This is a genomic window from Marilutibacter maris, from assembly GCF_006546735.2.
GTDB classification, from domain to species: Bacteria; Pseudomonadota; Gammaproteobacteria; order Xanthomonadales; family Xanthomonadaceae; genus Marilutibacter; species Marilutibacter maris.
Genome location: NZ_VICD02000149.1, coordinates 1 through 16,357 on the forward strand (window position 1 = coordinate 1; position 16,357 = coordinate 16,357).

General features: G+C 65.2%; 10 protein-coding genes. 2 read left to right on the plus strand and 8 right to left on the minus strand.

Annotation, left to right across the window (positions count from 1 at the left end; genetic code table 11):
• Positions 1–106 precede the first annotated feature (106 nt).
• From FKV24_RS09315 to FKV24_RS09330, 4 genes are all read right to left on the minus strand, one after another.
• Positions 107–1,525: a glycerophosphodiester phosphodiesterase family protein gene (locus FKV24_RS09315; RefSeq protein ID WP_249040973.1), complete on the minus strand. Its 1,419-nt coding sequence runs from the start codon at positions 1,523–1,525 to the stop codon at positions 107–109.
• A 179-nt stretch (positions 1,526–1,704) separates the two neighbouring features.
• Entirely contained in the window at positions 1,705–2,829 is a 1,125-nt protein-coding gene (gene cfa / locus FKV24_RS09320) for a cyclopropane fatty acyl phospholipid synthase (protein WP_141482185.1), read from the minus strand.
• A gap of 93 nt (positions 2,830–2,922) precedes the next feature.
• Positions 2,923–3,747 (minus strand): DUF3298 domain-containing protein, encoded by an 825-nt coding sequence (locus FKV24_RS09325; protein WP_249040974.1) that lies wholly within the window; start codon positions 3,745–3,747, stop codon positions 2,923–2,925.
• Positions 3,748–3,911: 164 nt separating this feature from the next.
• Positions 3,912–4,208, minus strand: coding sequence for a GNAT family N-acetyltransferase (locus tag FKV24_RS09330; protein WP_111266559.1), 297 nt, complete (start codon positions 4,206–4,208; stop codon positions 3,912–3,914).
• 304 nt (positions 4,209–4,512) lie between these two features.
• Here FKV24_RS09330 and FKV24_RS09335 point away from each other — a divergent pair, with 304 nt between their 5' ends.
• On the plus strand, positions 4,513–4,710 hold the full coding sequence (locus FKV24_RS09335) for a hypothetical protein (RefSeq protein WP_111266560.1): 198 nt from the start codon (positions 4,513–4,515) through the stop codon (positions 4,708–4,710).
• A 91-nt stretch (positions 4,711–4,801) separates the two neighbouring features.
• Here FKV24_RS09335 and FKV24_RS09340 read toward each other — a convergent pair whose 3' ends face one another.
• The 4 genes from FKV24_RS09340 to FKV24_RS09355 all read right to left on the minus strand — a co-directional run bounded on the left by FKV24_RS09340 (position 4,802) and on the right by FKV24_RS09355 (position 14,981).
• The gene (locus tag FKV24_RS09340; protein WP_111266561.1) at positions 4,802–5,407 is read right to left on the minus strand and encodes a rhomboid family intramembrane serine protease; all 606 of its coding nucleotides are present in this window, start codon (positions 5,405–5,407) and stop codon (positions 4,802–4,804) included.
• A gap of 58 nt (positions 5,408–5,465) precedes the next feature.
• Positions 5,466–7,052: a POT-type proton-dependent oligopeptide transporter gene (locus FKV24_RS09345; RefSeq protein ID WP_141482187.1), complete on the minus strand. Its 1,587-nt coding sequence runs from the start codon at positions 7,050–7,052 to the stop codon at positions 5,466–5,468.
• Positions 7,053–7,273: 221 nt separating this feature from the next.
• Positions 7,274–7,756 (minus strand): hypothetical protein, encoded by a 483-nt coding sequence (locus tag FKV24_RS09350; RefSeq protein ID WP_141482188.1) that lies wholly within the window; start codon positions 7,754–7,756, stop codon positions 7,274–7,276.
• The gene (locus tag FKV24_RS09355) at positions 7,746–14,981 is read right to left on the minus strand and encodes an FG-GAP-like repeat-containing protein (RefSeq protein WP_141482189.1); all 7,236 of its coding nucleotides are present in this window, start codon (positions 14,979–14,981) and stop codon (positions 7,746–7,748) included. Before FKV24_RS09355 ends, FKV24_RS09350 begins: the two co-directional genes overlap by 11 nt.
• A gap of 400 nt (positions 14,982–15,381) precedes the next feature.
• Here FKV24_RS09355 and FKV24_RS09360 point away from each other — a divergent pair.
• Positions 15,382–16,357 (plus strand): M14 family metallopeptidase (locus FKV24_RS09360; protein ID WP_425481611.1); only part of this gene is annotated, 976 nt, incomplete at its 3' end.

The window sequence follows — 16,357 nt, forward strand, 5'->3', positions numbered from 1 at the left end:
CGACCTCCCTGCCGCGCCACCGCCCCGCATGCTGCCCGGGCCCGTCGGCTTCCCTGCCTCGCTCCCGCCCGGTCCCGAAGGCGTCTCAATCCGTGTCGCTCGCGTCTCAGTCCCGCGCGTTCACATCAAGGGCATTCACATCAAGGAACAGATCGCGCGCCATCACCCCGATGTCCGGCTGGTCGATGAAGAAACCGTTGACCCCCAGGCCGTACAGCTGCAGCGCCTCGGCCATCGCCGACTGCACCTGGCCATTGGGCGACTGCGCCAGGTAGCGCTCCTCGGCGCGCAAGGTGTAGGGATGCACCAACAGGCCCTGGCCGAGCGCATGCGCGAGCATCGGATGCACGATCCCGGTGCTGCGGGTCGCGACCTCGGCGCGGCCGTCGCCGTTGCCATCCAGCGGCGGATCCAGCGCCAGCCGCGGCAGCAGGTTGCCCTTCCACGGCCCGATGCCCGAGGCGTAGTGGGCCTTCATCCAGGCCAGTACCGGTTCGCTCGCGAGCGCGCCATAGCGGGTGTCCGCACCCAGGCCACCGTCGACGACATCGCCGAGGTCGCCGTACAGCGCGGCCAGGTCGCGGCCGTGGGCGACGTTGTAGCGGACGTCGTAGGGAACTGCGTCGTAGAGGTCGTCGTAGAGCTGGACCAGCGGCAGGTCGACGCCGGCCGCCGGCATGATCGCCTTCTCCAGCTCGATCAGGTTCTCGAACTCGAAGCTCTGGATGAACACCCGGCGCGGGTCGGTGAAACCCTCGGCGACCAGGGTCTCGACCAGTTTCGCGCCCAGCGAAACGTCGATCGCAGCGCCGTCCAGGCGCCGCCCCTCGTGGGCGAAATAGGTCGGGTGCTTGGTCTCCGGATAGACGCCGATGCGACGCCCGCCGCGGCTCTCGCGCTTGATCAGCCGCAATACCTCGGCGAAGGTCGGGATGGTGTAGCGGCCGTCGTAGCGGGTGTTGCCCGGACGCACCTCGGGAATCCGCTCGCGCGCCCGCAGGGTCTTGATCTCGGCCAGGGTGAAGTCCTCGCTGAACCATCCGGTCAACGGCCTGCCATCGATCAGCTTGGTGGTCCGGCGATTGGCGAACTCGGGACGGCTGGCGACGTCGGTGGTGCCGGAGATCTCGTTCTCGTGGCGGGCGATCAGCACCCCGTCGCGGGTCGCGACCAGATCCGGCTCGATGAAGTCCGCGCCCTGGCGGATCGCCAGCCGGTAGGCCTCCAGGGTGTGTTCGGGACGGTAGCCGCTGGCGCCGCGGTGGGCGATCACGATCAGGCCGCCGTTGTCGGCGCGGGGACGACGGCGCCCGGCGGCTTCGGCGCCGGTGCCGGCGCGGTCGAGGGAGGCAGGATCGGACATCCGGGGTTCGCCGGCACGCGCCGGCGCGGTGGCGACCAGGGAACAGGCCGTGATCGAGTAGACCACGAAGGCCATCGCCGCGAGCGTCGCGCGGGCGGACAGGCGGCGATGGGAACGGCGGCGCGCGGGCGGCGCGGCCGGGGTTTCGACGAGTGGGTGCATCGGTGCCTCCAATGGCAGGCCGCGGGGACGCGGGATCTCGGGATGCCGACTCCCCCTGCCAGCCGACCGTTCCAGCCTCGCCAGCGCCGATTGCGTTGCGATGACCGCCGCGCGGCATGCCGATGACCCTGTGATCCCGGGCACGCGGCGCGGGCGGCGTGGAGATCGTGAACAGGCTCTCAGCGCGGCGCGACATAGCCTCCGGGCACCCCGTGCGGCGACAACACCAGTTGCCACAGCTGGGCGTTGCGGGTGCGGAAGGTCGCCATCGAACCGGCCAGGTAGAACCGCCACATGCGTCTGAAGCGCTCGTCGTAGCGTGCCGGCAACCGGTTCCAGGCGCGCTCGACGTTGTCGCGCCACGCCTGCAGCGTGCGGTCGTAGTCGGCGCCGAAGTTGTGCCAGTCCTCGATCACCAGCCGCCCCTCCACCGCCGCCGCGACCTGCGACGGCGACGGCAGCATCGAGTTGGGGAAGATGTAGCGCGCGATCCACGGGTCGGTGACGTGGCGGGTGAGATTGCCGCCGATGGTGTGCAGCAGGCACAGGCCGTCGTCGCGCAGGCAGCGCCGCACCCTGTCCATGAAGGTCGGGTAGTTGGCGTGGCCGACGTGCTCGAACATGCCGATCGAGATCACCCGGTCGAAACGCTCGTCGACATCGCGATAGTCCTGCAGGCGGATCTCGATCGGCAGTCCCGCGCACAGCTCGCGGGCGAACGCGGCCTGCTCCTGCGAGATCGTGATGCCCACCCCCTCGACGCCATGCCGCTCGACCGCGAACTTCAGCATCTCGCCCCAGCCGCAGCCGATGTCGAGCACGCGCATGCCCGGCGCCAGTCCCAGTTTGCGGCAGACCAGGTCGAGCTTGGCCACCTGGGCGCTGTCGAGATCGCCGACGCCGCGCCAGTAGCCGCAGCTGTAGACCAGGCGCTTGCCGAGCATCGCCCGATACAGGTCGTTGCCCAGGTCGTAATGGCGGCGCCCGACCTCGCGGCTGCGGCGCCGGGTCTGCTGGTTGAACCAGCGTCCGCGCCAGCGGTCGAGGGCGGCCTGCCAGCCCATCACCCGCCGGTCGAGCCGGGCCCGCATCAGCCGCGCCAGCATGCCGTCCAGCGACGCGACCTCCCACCAGTGGTCCATGTAGGACTCGCCCAGCCCGAGCGAGCCCTGCGCGATCACGCGCGCATAGAAGCGGTCGTCGAGAATCCGCGGGTCGCACTCGCCGCCGCCGCCGACGCGCACGCCGGCTTCGGCCAACAGTCGATCCACCCTGCGCTTGATCGGAGAATGCGTTCCGGCCATGGCACCATCGCGTCGCGACAATTCGGGCTCGACCCTACTGTCCGGGCACTGACGCCGGCGTCAAGACGGCGCCGCGCGAAGGCCCGCCCCGCGCTATCGGGTCGAGAACAGTTTCCGGTACTGCTCGGCGACGTACGGCAGCAGCGCCGATGCCGGCAACTGCACCACCTGCTCGCCATCCGAGTACGGCCCCACCTGGTACGGCGGGAACACGAAGCGGATCGCCTCGATACGCCCGTCGCGCCCGACGACAGGCTCGAACTCGCTGTAGTTCTCCGCCTCCGGGCCGGTGCCGTCCTCGATCATCCGGCGCGCATCGCGCATCATCCGCTCGCGCTCGCCCGGCGACAGTTCGTCGGCATCCAGGCGCTGCGACAGCGCGGTGTGCAGCGACTCCCTGACCTGCGAGGCGATCTCGGCCCAGCCGTCGCCGTCGGCGGGAAACAGGTCGGTGATCCGCAGCCGCTGCTGCTGCTCGGGCAGCCACACGAAGCGGGCCAGCAGCGGCGAGCTGTGGGCGCCACCGGTGTAGCTGCTGCCGTCGGCGGCGATCGCGAACAACTGCGGTGTATTGGCGACCTCGGTGAAGGTCAGCGACAGGTCGTACAGGGTCGCCGCCTCGCCCTCGGTGCGCGCGGCGACCGCCTGCATCAGGTCCTCGCGGGCATCGTCGGCATAGCGCTTGAGTTCGGCCGCCAGTCCCGGGTACTTCATCGCCGATGGCGGATAGGTGATGCCGACCACGTAGTCGGAGGTGACCTCGGACACGTCCTTGAGCTCGACCGGCGCGGGCGCGGGCGCAGGCTCCGGCGTTCCGGGTTCGGGCGTCCCGTCGGCGGCCTGGCTCGACGGCGCATCGGCCACCGGCGCCTGGCCGCGATCGCAGGCGGACAGGACAACGAGGCTGGAAAGGATCAACGCGGGAACAACGATCGGGGGGGAAGAAACGCGACGCATAAACTCCGTCCTGGGAGGCAATGCGGCCACGTTAACGTTCCCGATGTGATGCAGCGGTCACGAAACCAGCGGAACCGTGCCGCATCGCTTGCGGCACGGCGTGCGTGTGCGGGCGTGGCGGTAGCTCAGGCCAGCAGGGTCTGGTACTCCGGCCGCCGCTTCACCCAGGCCTCGGCATAGGAACACTGCGTCACCACCTTCAACTGCGCCTGGCGCGCATAGTCGAAAGCGGCCCGGACCAGGTGGCTGGCGATGCCGCGACCGCCGATCGCCTCCGGTACCCAGGTGTGGGTCACCACCAGGGTCCGCCCGTCCATGCGGTAGTCCAGATAGGCCTTGGTCCCGTCGATGGTGGTGGCGAACCGGTGGACGCCGGTGTCGTGATGGATCGTCGGCGCGTCGGCGGGGGTCTGTTCGGTCATGCAACTGCTCCAGGGGTCGACTTTGGCTTGGGCGGCCGCCGGAGCCGGGACCGCCCCGACCCATCGCACCCCGCCCATCGGGGGCCGGCCGCCCCCCAAGTATTAACACGAGCGGCCGCCGCTGCCTGCACGCCGGATGTGTCGGGATTTGGTTGCGTTTCAGGTCGGATCGCCCCGAACAGTGGCCAGCTTTGACGTACTGCGTCACATTTTTGGCCGGAATCCGCCTGTGCGGACGTGATCAAGGATTGGCACGGTATGTGCGTCAGCCTCAGCAGGGCGACACACAGGGGGGAGCAAGGCAATGACCGGCAACCAGATCGCTATGATCCAGTCCGCCAGCGATTCGGTCCTGATCGACCGGCTGTTCGCACTCGCGCGCAACGGCGAGGCTGGCGATGAATTCGACGTCATCGATGTCGAGGTCTACGAGCGCCTCGCCCGCTCCTACGGCCAGTCCCCGGATGAGCTGATCCGCGAGGATCACCCGCTCGCGGCCTGACCCGGCCGCATCGCGCGCAGGCTGCGCGCAACGGCGCCCCGCGACAGTCCCGAAGCTGCCGCGGCGCCCATGCGGGGCACCCGGCCCGGCCCTACATGAACGAGGGCCGGGTCAACTGGTTCAGGAAGTGCTCGCCGACCCGCGGCTCCATGAACAGCATGAACAGCACCCCGTAGATCGCGCCCGACAGGTGCGCGCTGTGATTGATGTTGTCGCCGCCGTTGCGGTCCATCCAGAACGAATAGGCGACATAGGCGACCGCGTACAGGATCGCCGGCACCGGCAGGAAGAACACGAAGATCAGCGACCACGGCGCCAGCAGGATGTAGGCGAACAGCACCGCCGACACCGCCCCCGAGGCGCCGAGGCTGCGGTAGTGCGGGTCGCGGCGGTGGCGGATCCAGGTCGGCAGGATCGCGATCACGATCGCCGACAGGTAGAACAGCACGAAACCCGGGTAGCCGATCCGCGGCAGGAAGAACGGCTCGATCGCGCGGCCGAAGAAGAACAGCGTGATCATGTTGAACAGCAGGTGCTGCCAGTCGGCATGGATGAAGCCATGCGTGATCAGGCGGTCGTACTGGTGTTTGCGCTCGATCGCCGGCGGCCACAGGATCAGCCGTTCGATCAGCCTCGGCTTCTCGAAGGCCTGCCAGCTCACCAGCACGGTGATCGCGATCAGGATCAGGGTCGACATCGTCTATCCGCTTCGGTTATCGGCGCCGGAATCGCGTCCGGCGGTTCCGGGATTGTGATCAGGCGCTGCGGTAATGGTCCTGCATCGGATAGCGGCGCGCATACAGCCCGAATGCCGCCGCCGCGACGAAGGCGAACCCGGCGAAGAAGAACATCAGGAACGCGTTCTCGCTCAGGCCGGTGCTGGCGATCTGCGCGGTCACCGAGTCGTTGCGGACCGCGGCATTGGTCATCAGCACCCACAGGTTGCCGTAGGACACCGACAACAGCCAGAAGCTCATGATCGTGCCCTTCATCGAGCGCGGCGCCTGGCTGTAGGCGAACTCCAGACCGGTCGCCGACACCAGCACCTCGCCGAAGGTCAGCAGCAGGTACGGCAGGATCTGCCAGGCCAGCGAGACCGGGTCGCCGCCGTCGATATACAACTGGATCAGGCCGGCGACGATCCAGGCCAGGCCCGAGAACGCGATGCCGAAGCCCATCCGCCGCAGCGCGGTCGGCGCGAAGCCCATGCGGCGCAGCAGCGGATACAGCACCAGGTTGTTGAACGGGATCAGCAGGATGACCATGATCGGATTCAGCGCCTGCATCTGCCCGGCGGTCACCACCAGCCAGCTCGGCCACCACCACAGCTCGTGCGGGATGTGCATGGTCTGGCCCTGCAGGACCCAGGTCGAGGCCTTCTGGTCGAACAGCGACCAGAACGGAGTGACCAGGGCGAACACGATCAGGATCCGCAGCACCGCGCGCACGCCCTCGATCGCGCTGGCCGGATGGCGGTCGGCCGCGCGCCCGAGCTGCATCGACGCGCCGGTGCCGACCAGGGCGATCAGCAGCCCCAGGCCGATCAGCACCGCCTTGACGAAGCCCATCGGCGGAATCAGCGCCAGCGAGGCGATCGCCAGCACCACGCCGGCGATCGCGACGAAGGTGCCGGCGCCCTTGCCCGGCGCCGGTCCGAACAGCGCGCTGCGCACCACGTTGAGGAAGGAGTCCGGATCCGGCGGCGACGGCGGCACGTGCACGTACTTGCGGCGCCCAGCCCAGAAGATCACCGTGGCGATGAACATCAACAGCCCCGGGATGCCGAACGCCACGCTCGGCCCGTAGTTGCGCAGGAAGATCGGCATCAGCAGCGAGGCGAAGAAGCTGCCGAAATTGATCGTCCAGTAGAACGCGTCGTAGACGATCTTCGCCAGCGACTTGTTGCTCTGGTCGAACTGGTCGCCGACGAAGGCCGAGACCAGGGGCTTGATGCCGCCCGAGCCCAGCGCGATCAGGAACAGACCGGTGTAGAAGCCGGTGCGGTTCTCCTCGAACAGCGCCAGGCAGGCATGGCCGGCGCAGTACACCAGCGACAGCCACAGCACCGTGTTGTACTTGCCGAAGAAGCGGTCGGACAGCCAGCCGCCCAGCAGCGGGAAGAAGTACACACCGATGACGAAGGTGTGGAAGATGTCCTTGGCCGCGCCCTCGCGGTCCGCTTCCGGCAGGTAGGCCAGCAGGATGCTGCTGACCAGGAACGGCACCAGGATGTTGCGCATCCCGTAGAAGCTGAAGCGCTCGCAGGCCTCGTTGCCGATGATGTAGGGAATCTGCCGGGGCAACTGCCCGGCGCCGGCGCTCGCGGCGGTGGTGTTCGACATCAAGTGGGTCCGGGTACTGGCACGAAGCGTCGAGCCTACCTCAGATTGGGGGGCTGGGGGATCTCAAGCATTGCCGGCTTGCCATGCCGGACTGCTTCGAAAACGTACTAGCCCCCCACATGAAAGATCGGACGCGCCAGAACGTCCAAGCAACTTGTCTCAACTGCTTCTATAAAGCAACTTTTATTACGCCACTTTTGACTCTTAAAACACCAGCCTTCCTAGCCGCCACCAGGACCATCATGAGCAGATCGCCCAATATTTAGCACACCGAACATATAGAAAAACAAAATAAAAGCCACACAAAAAACAAAATACCAAACAATCTCAACGACAGCTTGCCAGCCTCGCCCGGAATCAAGAGCACCAAGCAGGCCAGACGACTCGACTTCATCAATAACTATAGAAACAAGCCCTTTTCCTATAAATACATAAAATGACACCAGCCACAAAGAAAGCGCGCTACCAAGATACAGGTAAAACGATCTACATCCGCACCCAGAAAGAAAAACAAGAACCAAGGCCGGCAACAACAAGACAGCCACAGAAAGATCCGCAACAACCCTTGCTTGCACAAAGAGCCACACATCACCGGGATCACCTGGACTCACAAAAACCCAGTACTGTATGGCCCACGATGCCGCAATAAGTATCACCGCCAAAGCAACACCCCTAACGACCTTAGAAACAAAATCAATGACCATAACGCGCTCTCCACGCCCTCGCCAAAGCCCTATCCTGATCTCTAAACATTGCAGGTCCTGCCATCATGTTGGCAAACGCCCCAGGGCGGCCGAAATATTGATTGTAACCAACCCCATGAGTAACAACCCATACTTTCCCACCCGACTGAACGACGATTCGGTCAATCACCCCAGGATACAACGGATGAGCCCTCGTTGTTATATTCGTAACCAAGAAGTAGCCAGGATTCGCGACTTGATTAATAATTCCACCCGGAATCTTATAGGTACTCGGGAAATTCATTCCAGGATATCTAGTGGCAAACAACAGCCTATCATCCCCTGGCGCGGCGACACTTTGCGGTTTCAACATGAAGCTGGGAGCGTTATACCCCCCCAACATCAGAGCACCCACATTTTCCGGAGTACACCCATTTTCTGAAATCAAACAAATCGCATTTGCCTCCGTATAGCGATGATAAGAAGACTCACTGACGTCGTACTCGTTATCTCTCGACCAAGCCCCATGCTCCTGATGCACTTCATCATTAAATGCCCTTGAGAATGCTGCGGTGACAGCACCATTAGCGAACTTTCCGCCCGAGAGTTTCGCCGCAGTCCCACCCAAGACCGCCGCGGCAGCAACCCGCACCCCCGCATAGCTAGGAGCCCCGCCTCCAATCAGATCGATGGCAGGCGCAAACGCCTGGGTAACACCCGCACTGGCGAACCCATGTCCAAAACGCCCGCCTTGCAGCTTGGCCATGACCCCGCCGGTGGCACCATGGGCCATCACCTTGGCGCCATACCCTCCCCAGCTCAGACCGCTCCCAAACGCGTTTTCCCATTCCGTGGCCTGCGCCCATTGCGCGTTCTCGAAGTACGTCCCCACGCCGTAGAAAACGGCCGCTGAGAAAGCTCCATACAAGGCCCCCTGCCAAGTGCCCGTACTGACCCCTCCAGCCACGGCACCGATCAAGACGGCAGTACCCAGCTTCCCGAATACGGGAGTCAGATAAGGCGCCACGACGGATCCCACAATGGCTACCGCAGCCCCCAGCCACTGCCGCTCCTTGATGCCGATCATCCCGGTCGGGTCGGTATACGCCAGCGGGTTGTTGAACACGTAGGTATACGCGTTCCAGCTCTGCGGGTTGTCAGGCGCCTGGATGACCGGGTCGGGCTGCATGAAGCGGCCCATGTAGGTGTCGTAGACACGGCCGTTCATGTGGACCATCGCGAACTTGTCCAGCATTTCGTGGCCGGTGAACCCGCGCGGGGTCACGTTGGAGGCCGCTCCGTTGGCCAGTTGGGTGTCCGGATCGCGACGGCCGCCGTGGGCCAGGTAGTCCAGGCTCTCGACTACGTTGCCGTCGACGTCGGCGATGCGCGCCACGCTGCCCAGATGGTCGTGGAACAGATAGCGGGTCGTGGTCGTACTGCCGACGATGGTTTGCAGTTGCACGCCGGCCAACGTGCGACGCACGGTCGTCGCTCCGCCCTGCTTCACGATCTCGACATTGCCCAGGTACAGAGTGGTGCGGCCATCCTGATCGATCTGCTTGTAGCGCTGACCGTCCGGGCCGTACCAGAAGCGCGACAACCAGCCCCCGTTGTCGGCGCGAATCTCGTACATCCGGTTGTCCAGGCTGTAGCGCATCACGCGCGCGCCCACACCGGTGACGTCGCGGCTGGTCAGGTTGCCTCGAGCGTCGTAGGTCTGGGTCATCACGTTGGCGCCATTGACCAGTTGGGCGGCCTGATGCGCGCCGACGGTCCCGGTTCCGCCACTGCCGTAGCTGCTGTTCAGCGCGCCGCCCAGACCGCAGCCGGAACGGCCCTGGTAGGTATAGTCGCGGATCGCCCAGCCCTGCGTGTATCGGCGGCAGATATTCCCCAGCGCGTCGTATTCGTAGCTCTGCCAGGTGTTGTTGACCGTCACCCCGTCCTGCATGTCCAGCCTGGCCGAGACCAGCCGGTTCAGACTGTCGTAGGTGAAGGTCTCCAGGTACCGGTTTTCCTTGCGCTGGGTGTGCAGGTTGCCGGCGTCGTCCCAGGCGTACTCCTCGTCAACCAGGGCACACGCGCTGGTGCCGCTGCAGATCGAGCTGATCCGACCGCTTAGTGGGTGATAGCTGCGACGGACTTCAAGGGCCGTGGTCTGTCCACGCAGCTCCCGGATGATGTTGCCCCAGGCATCGGCTTCCTGATTGATCAGTGCGGTACGTTCGTTGTCGTCGTTGGGGATCGTACTGCCGAGACAGCCGGTGGAGTTGCGCCAGCAGACCGCCCTGGCGAAGCCGCGCTCGTTGAACTGGGTCGAAGCCCAACGGCCGCTGGCGTCCTTGACCCGCTGGGGCCGCCCCAGGCTGTCGTAGAAGACCGCCGTGGCATAGCTGTCGCCATCGATCGTGGTCGAGCTGCCGACCGGACGCCCCATGCTGTCGTAGCTGTGACTGCGGCTGTAGTCCAGCGCCAACCCACTTTGCCCTGTCCAGGCCTCGTAGCTGCCGCTGATGGCTTCCGAGGCCAACTGCCCCACCCCGTTCGCAGCGGTGTCGAACTCGAACGTCGACTGCGACTCGACCACCCCGTTCGCATGCTTGACCGTCCTGCGCCAGACTCGGCCACGGGCGTCGATCTCGTTCTCGACGCGGTTGCCTTCGATATCCTGCTGCGCCGTCAACTCGCCCAGCGCGTTGTACTCGAAGTAGGTGGTGCCCGAGTCCGGATCAACCTGACGGATCTTGCGCCCCGCCGCGTCGTAATAGAACACGTTCTTGATGTCGCCACGGCCCGCATCGCGCCACGTGTAGTAGAGGCTGCCGTCGGCGTAGTAGCTGTAGGCCTGGGCGAAGCCGGCGGCATCGGTGACCGAGGTCAGCTCGCCCAACCCGTTGCGCTTCTGGGTGGTGGTGTTGCCTCGCCCGTCGGTGATGAGCGTATCGAGTGCGACGTAGTCGGTCGAGGTGATGCTGCCGTCGGCCGCCACCGCATCGGTTGGCCGACCCAGCACGTCGAAACTGGTGGTGTTCCAGTCGCGTCCACTCGTGCAGACGTTGGATGCGACTGTTGGACCGTTGCTGCCCGCAGTGCCCGCCAGGAAGAACGGGTTGGACACGCGCTTGGACTGGCCGGCCGCGTTGTAATCCGTGCATACGGCCGAGACATCCTTGCCGCTGACGTTGATGTTGTAGGTTTCGCTCGCCTTCATGATCGGGCGGCCCAGCACGTCCATGTAGGTCCAGACGGCCGGCGCCCCACTGGCGATCGTTTCCTGACGGAACTTGCCTCCTGTCGGACACGAGACCTGGCCGCTACCGCTGCCGCACCAGCGATAGGTGGTCAGGCTTTCCTGCCCCCCGTTCGGGTCTCCAGGGGTCGCGCCAGGCACGGTCTGCACCCACGCGTAGTACGGGCGCCCCAAGGTGCCGGTGACCGCAACGGTGGCATTGCCGTTCATGTCCACCGCTTCGGTGACGTCGCCGAAGATGTTGCGCGACACCACCGTCTGGGTAACGCGTTCCACGCCACCGGTACCGCTCCAGAACGGCTCCGCCGTACTGACCGGATAACGTCCGCGACTGTCGTAGGTCGCCCGCGTATAGCGCTGGACCTGGGTCGGTGTCGCCGGATGGAAGCTGATCGCCGTGGTGCAGGAGGTCGCTGGATCGGCACAGGTCATGGAAACGGTACGGTTGCCGTACTCGTCATGAACGTATTGCTTGCGCAGGTCCTGATCGGCGCCGACACCCGACTGACTGCGCTCGGCCCGCAACAAACCCGTGTAGGCGCCGCTGGTCTGGTAGGAAAAGGACGCCGTCCTGACCACATCCGGCCGATTCGGTCTGCTGTGCGTGACCGTCGACGAGGTCAGGCGTCCCAGACGCCACAAGCTGCCATTGTCGGAATAGGCATTGGCCGTAACCACCGTGGACGTCGCGGTACCGCTCGTCCCGGTGTAGGTATCGACCGTGGTACTGCCCACGTTGCCATATGCGAGATAGGCGAACGTCGTCACAACCCGGCTGGTCTGCGCACCGCCAAACGGATCGCGCAGCTTCTCCTCCGTGCCGGCGGTGCGCACGTGGATCGGCCGCTGCTCGCCAGCGGCATACGAGCGGACGGTTGCGCCGAGGTCGGTGTCCGCCTCCCATACGTGGCTGCTGTCGGAGAACCAGTTGCCCGGCATGGTCGGGAACGCCGATCCCGGCGTGGCGAAACAGGCATTGGTAACCAGACCTTTCAGGCACCCCGATACGCCATAGCTGCCGCTGGCCACCGCGCGCTTGATGGTTCGCGCCGGCATGCCGATGTAGGGGAAATTCTGGTGATAGCTGCTGGTCGTGGTGACGTAGCCGGCTTCGTGGTTGGTATCGACCGTGGCGATCTCGCGGAATCCGAGATAACCACGCCCGCCGCCCTGCACCTTCGCGCCGGCGTAGCGGTAATAGACGTTGGCCATCGCCGCGGGGGCTCCCGCCTGAGGCGAACTGCTGGACGCACGCGACACCACGTAGGTGGGCGCCAGCAGGTCCTGCACGGGAGCGCCACGCCCCCAGTTGAGCGTCCGGGAACCGGTGTCGCGACGGTACACTGCCGCATTGGTCAGGGGGGCGTAGCCAATGTCGGTCTGTGCGCCCAGCCCATTGGTGACACCTGTGATCACATCGCGTGGCTGGTGCCTGAGGCTGGCCTGCGAAAGATAGTAGTCGGGGTTGTCGTCGAGCCTGAGCGCGAAGAAATCGAGCTGGCCGTCGGCATCCAGATCCGTGAACAGGTGCATCTTCCCGGCGGGATTGCAACTGGAGCCACTGCAGGCGACGGCGTTGTTGCCCTGCATCGCCGTCAACGCGGACAGACCTCCGGTGGCCAGGCCATAGCGGGCTCGAAACACCTTCCTGGTGCTTTCCGCGAACGGATACAGCATGTCGGCACGACCGTCGCCGTTCACGTCGGCAATGTGAATCTGGTCCTGGTCCTCCGGCTGGCTCCCGAGGTCGATCTGGAAGTCGAATCCAACGCCGTTGTTCAGATACAGATAGCGTCCCGACTCCAGCCGGTCGGTCAGGCCATCGCCGTTGAAGTCGGCGAAGCGGTCGGCCTTGCCGTCCGTCATGCTCCCGTATCCGCCACCATGCCGGGAAAGCAATGCGTATTCGGAAAGCGCGATACTGGTACTGCCTATCTGGTCCACCTTCTGGATACTGAGCCTGCTGAACACATGCTGTTCATGACAGTACGGATCGTCGTCGATCGGCGGAAACTGGGTGCCAGGAGGTGGCGTGTAACACTCTCCGCTACCGGTATAGGTGTAGTCGACGACAAAGTCGCGGTAGTAGACCAGGTCGGAGGCCTGATCGCCGTTGAAGTCGTACAACTGGTAGGAGCCAAGGCCATTGCTAATCGAGTCGAAATGGCTAGTCGTGCAACTGTAGTCAGGCGTTGGCAGACAAAAGTCCAGAGTAGGTACATCCCGGTAGACGATCTTCTCGCCCCCCCATTCCCAGTTGTTTCCGGAACGCGTCATCAGCCTGGCGTACCACGCCACCGAGTTCGGCGGCGTGGTGCGCCGGTAGACCACGTCGAGCAGACCATCGCCGTTGAGGTCGGCCAACTGCGGATGCAGAGAGCGACCGGACAGCGGACGATGAACCGCGATCGCCGGTGACATCGACGCAATCAGGTTGTTGGAGAAGTCGAAGACCGTCGGCAGATTGTCCGTCGCGGGAAAGATCGCCCAGGTATCGTTGGCGCCGGCACCGGCCATGAACAGGTCGTCGCGGCCGTCGCCGTTGTAATCGATCAGCTGCCAGCTCGCATCCCCCAGCGAAGACAGCAGGTTCGGCGTGCAATAGGGGGTCGAGGTGACGGGCCGGAAGTGCGACCGCCCCGCGCTGTCGAACTCGCCAACGGCAACGTTGACCGTCTCCTTGTTGCACGAGCTGCCACCATCCTTGAGCCATACCAGGTCCGGACGACCGTCCCCGTTGACGTCGCCCAGCTTCATTCCCCTGAACTTGGAGGCGCTGCCAAAGATGCCGGGATTCCAGGCATTGCTGGTGGAAAACTCATGCCGCCCGGCACTCCAGGTGAACTGGGTGGGCGCCAGGCATACGTTCTCGCTGCTGTCGCGGCACTCCTTGAAGCTGGAGAGGTTCTCGAAACCGCTGCCGGAAACGCTGGTCGCATACGAGAGCTTGTAATACCGGGCCTGATCGGCCGAGCTGCAGCCCGCGCCCGCGGAAGCGCACGCGGTAATGCTGTCCAACCGGCGACTCTGGGTCAGCCGCCCACCGGAGGCATAGCCATTGGACCACTGCGCCGCCGGCCGGACCGAATAAGTGAACATCAACTTGGCATACGGCGCCTTCGCGCTGCCGCTCTGCCCGGTCAGCACGGTCTTTCCGGTATAGCGAACCTCGCTGATCAGGTGTTCGCCCGTGCCCGCCCCCGCCGGATTCTCCAGATAGACGAAGTCGATGTAGTTGCCGGTGGAGTCCTGGAACCGTGTCTGCGCCCAACTCAGCGCAACCGCGGTCTTGCCCGCCGCGGTGCTGTTGAAGTAGCCGTCGGGACGGTTGCTGCTGGCGTTGTTGTCGCGATCGCCGTACCAGGAGGTCGATCCATCCTTGCGTTCGACGGTGAAAAAGGCCGGCCCATTCGCACTGCCGGTGGGCGTGTAGGCACAGACCCGCTGGAACGACTCGATCTCGGTGCGCAGGGTCTGCGCGGTCATGCCGCCGACGCTCTCGCAGGCGTAACCCCCGATGCCGGGAACAAGGCGCTGACCGTCGAGGCAGTAGCGATCGCTGCCGGTGAAGTTGATCGGTTCCGGATTGCCGTCGGTGACGGTTCCGCCGCTGATGAAGTCACCCGCCTCGCGTGTGGCCCGACAACGGCTGATGGACGACAGGCCGCCGATCGCCCAGCCTTTTCCAAGTGGGCCGTAACCCGCCTGACTGGAATAGTTGAGCGTCAGCTGCGGGGCCACGCCTGCGGTGCCCGGCACCCCATACAACGGAATCGAATAGGTCGCCGCACCGGATTCGTCGACCCTGAACTCGGCAGCAGTGGCGCCAACCTGGTCCGAGACCGTATCGGGAGCGGCACTGCCCGTCATTGCCTGCGGATCGGCGACCGCGTCCGCGACCAGCAATCCGATCGGTGTCAGCAGGCAGGAGACAACGAGAAAGAGCAGCGCCGCCGAAATGACCGACAGGCGAGAAGACATCGAATCCGACATGGTATTCCCCTGGATCCAGGATCCGAGGGTGCGGCTCGCGATGCCCCCTACGTCCCTGTAAGACACGAAAAACAATTCACGCGGACAACCCCGCGTTTCGCCGACGATCGCGGGTCACACTTGCGGCGCCGGCAATTTAGCGGGCAACGAAATACCACTTGCGTCACAAAAAAACAATATCCAATATCGGTAGACACACCCCTTGAGCGTCACGGCTCTCGACAGTTTTCGCGTCGACGGCCCTCCACACACCGGTACGCATACCGCGTGGTGGCCCCGGCACCTGTCAACACTACTGACACCCGCTGTCAGTAGCCCTTCCCCATCGCCCTGGTGACGCGGCAACGCTCCGCTACCATACGCCGGTCCTCCACAAGGCCCGCCGATGATGATCCGCACCCTGCCCGCCGTCCTCGCCCTGGCGCTGTCCGCCCTGTCCCCCGCCGCCGCGGCCGCGGCCGCCCCCGGCGACACCGCGCTGACCACCGTCGCCGAACGCAGCGGTTTCGTCAGGACCGGCCGCTACGACGAGGTCATCGCGCTGTGCGAGGCCTTCGCCGTCCGCTATCCGGACGCGGTGCGCTGCCAGAGTTTCGGCACCAGCCCCGAGGGGCGGCCGATGAAGTTGTTGGTCGTCTCCCAGTCGGGCGCGTTCACCCCGGAACAGGCGCGCGCCCAGGGGCTGCCGGTGACCCTGATCCAGGGCGGCATCCACTCCGGCGAGATCGACGGCAAGGACGCCGGCTTCCTGGCCCTGCGCGAGATGCTCGACGGCGAGATCGCGTCCGATGTCCTGCGTGAGCAGGTGCTGCTGTTCGTGCCGGTGTTCAACGTCGACGGCCACGAGCGCTTCAAGGCCTGGAACCGCCCCAACCAGCGCGGCCCCGAGGAGATGGGCTGGCGCACCACCGCGCAGAACTACAACCTCAACCGCGACTACGCCAAGGCCGACACGCCGGAAATGCGGGCGATGCTGGCGCTGTACGGCAAGTGGGACCCGCTGGCCTACATCGACCTGCACGTCACCGACGGCGCGCAGTTCGAGCACGACATCTCGATCATGGTCGAGCCCGTCCACGCTGGCGACGAGCCCCTGCGCGAGGTCGGTCTGGCGTTCCGCGACGGGGTGATCGCACGGCTGGCCGAACAGGGCTCGCTGCCGCTGCCGTTCTACCCCTCGTTCGTGGAATACGACAACCCGGCCTCCGGTTTCGCCGACGGCGTCGCGCCGCCGCGCTTCTCGCACGGCTACACCCTGCTGCGCAATCGCCTGGGGATGCTGGTCGAGACCCACTCCTGGCGCACCTACCCCGAGCGCGTGCGCGCCACCCACGACACCATCATCGCCTCGCTGCAGCTGCTGGCCGCGCACGGCC

Bases quoted from the DNA above. Each gene is read 5' to 3' on its own strand.
- FKV24_RS09340 (WP_111266561.1), bottom strand. From the start codon at position 5,407: ATGTCGACCCTGATCCTGATCGCGATCACCGTGCTGGTGAGCTGGCAG.
- FKV24_RS09315 (WP_249040973.1), bottom strand. From the start codon at position 1,525: ATGCACCCACTCGTCGAAACCCCGGCCGCGCCGCCCGCGCGCCGCCGT.
- FKV24_RS09335 (WP_111266560.1), top strand. From the start codon at position 4,513: ATGACCGGCAACCAGATCGCTATGATCCAGTCCGCCAGCGATTCGGTC.
- FKV24_RS09330 (WP_111266559.1), bottom strand. From the start codon at position 4,208: ATGACCGAACAGACCCCCGCCGACGCGCCGACGATCCATCACGACACC.
- FKV24_RS09345 (WP_141482187.1), bottom strand. From the start codon at position 7,052: ATGTCGAACACCACCGCCGCGAGCGCCGGCGCCGGGCAGTTGCCCCGG.
- cfa (WP_141482185.1), bottom strand. From the start codon at position 2,829: ATGGCCGGAACGCATTCTCCGATCAAGCGCAGGGTGGATCGACTGTTG.
- FKV24_RS09355 (WP_141482189.1), bottom strand. From the start codon at position 14,981: ATGTCGGATTCGATGTCTTCTCGCCTGTCGGTCATTTCGGCGGCGCTG.
- FKV24_RS09350 (WP_141482188.1), bottom strand. From the start codon at position 7,756: ATGGTCATTGATTTTGTTTCTAAGGTCGTTAGGGGTGTTGCTTTGGCG.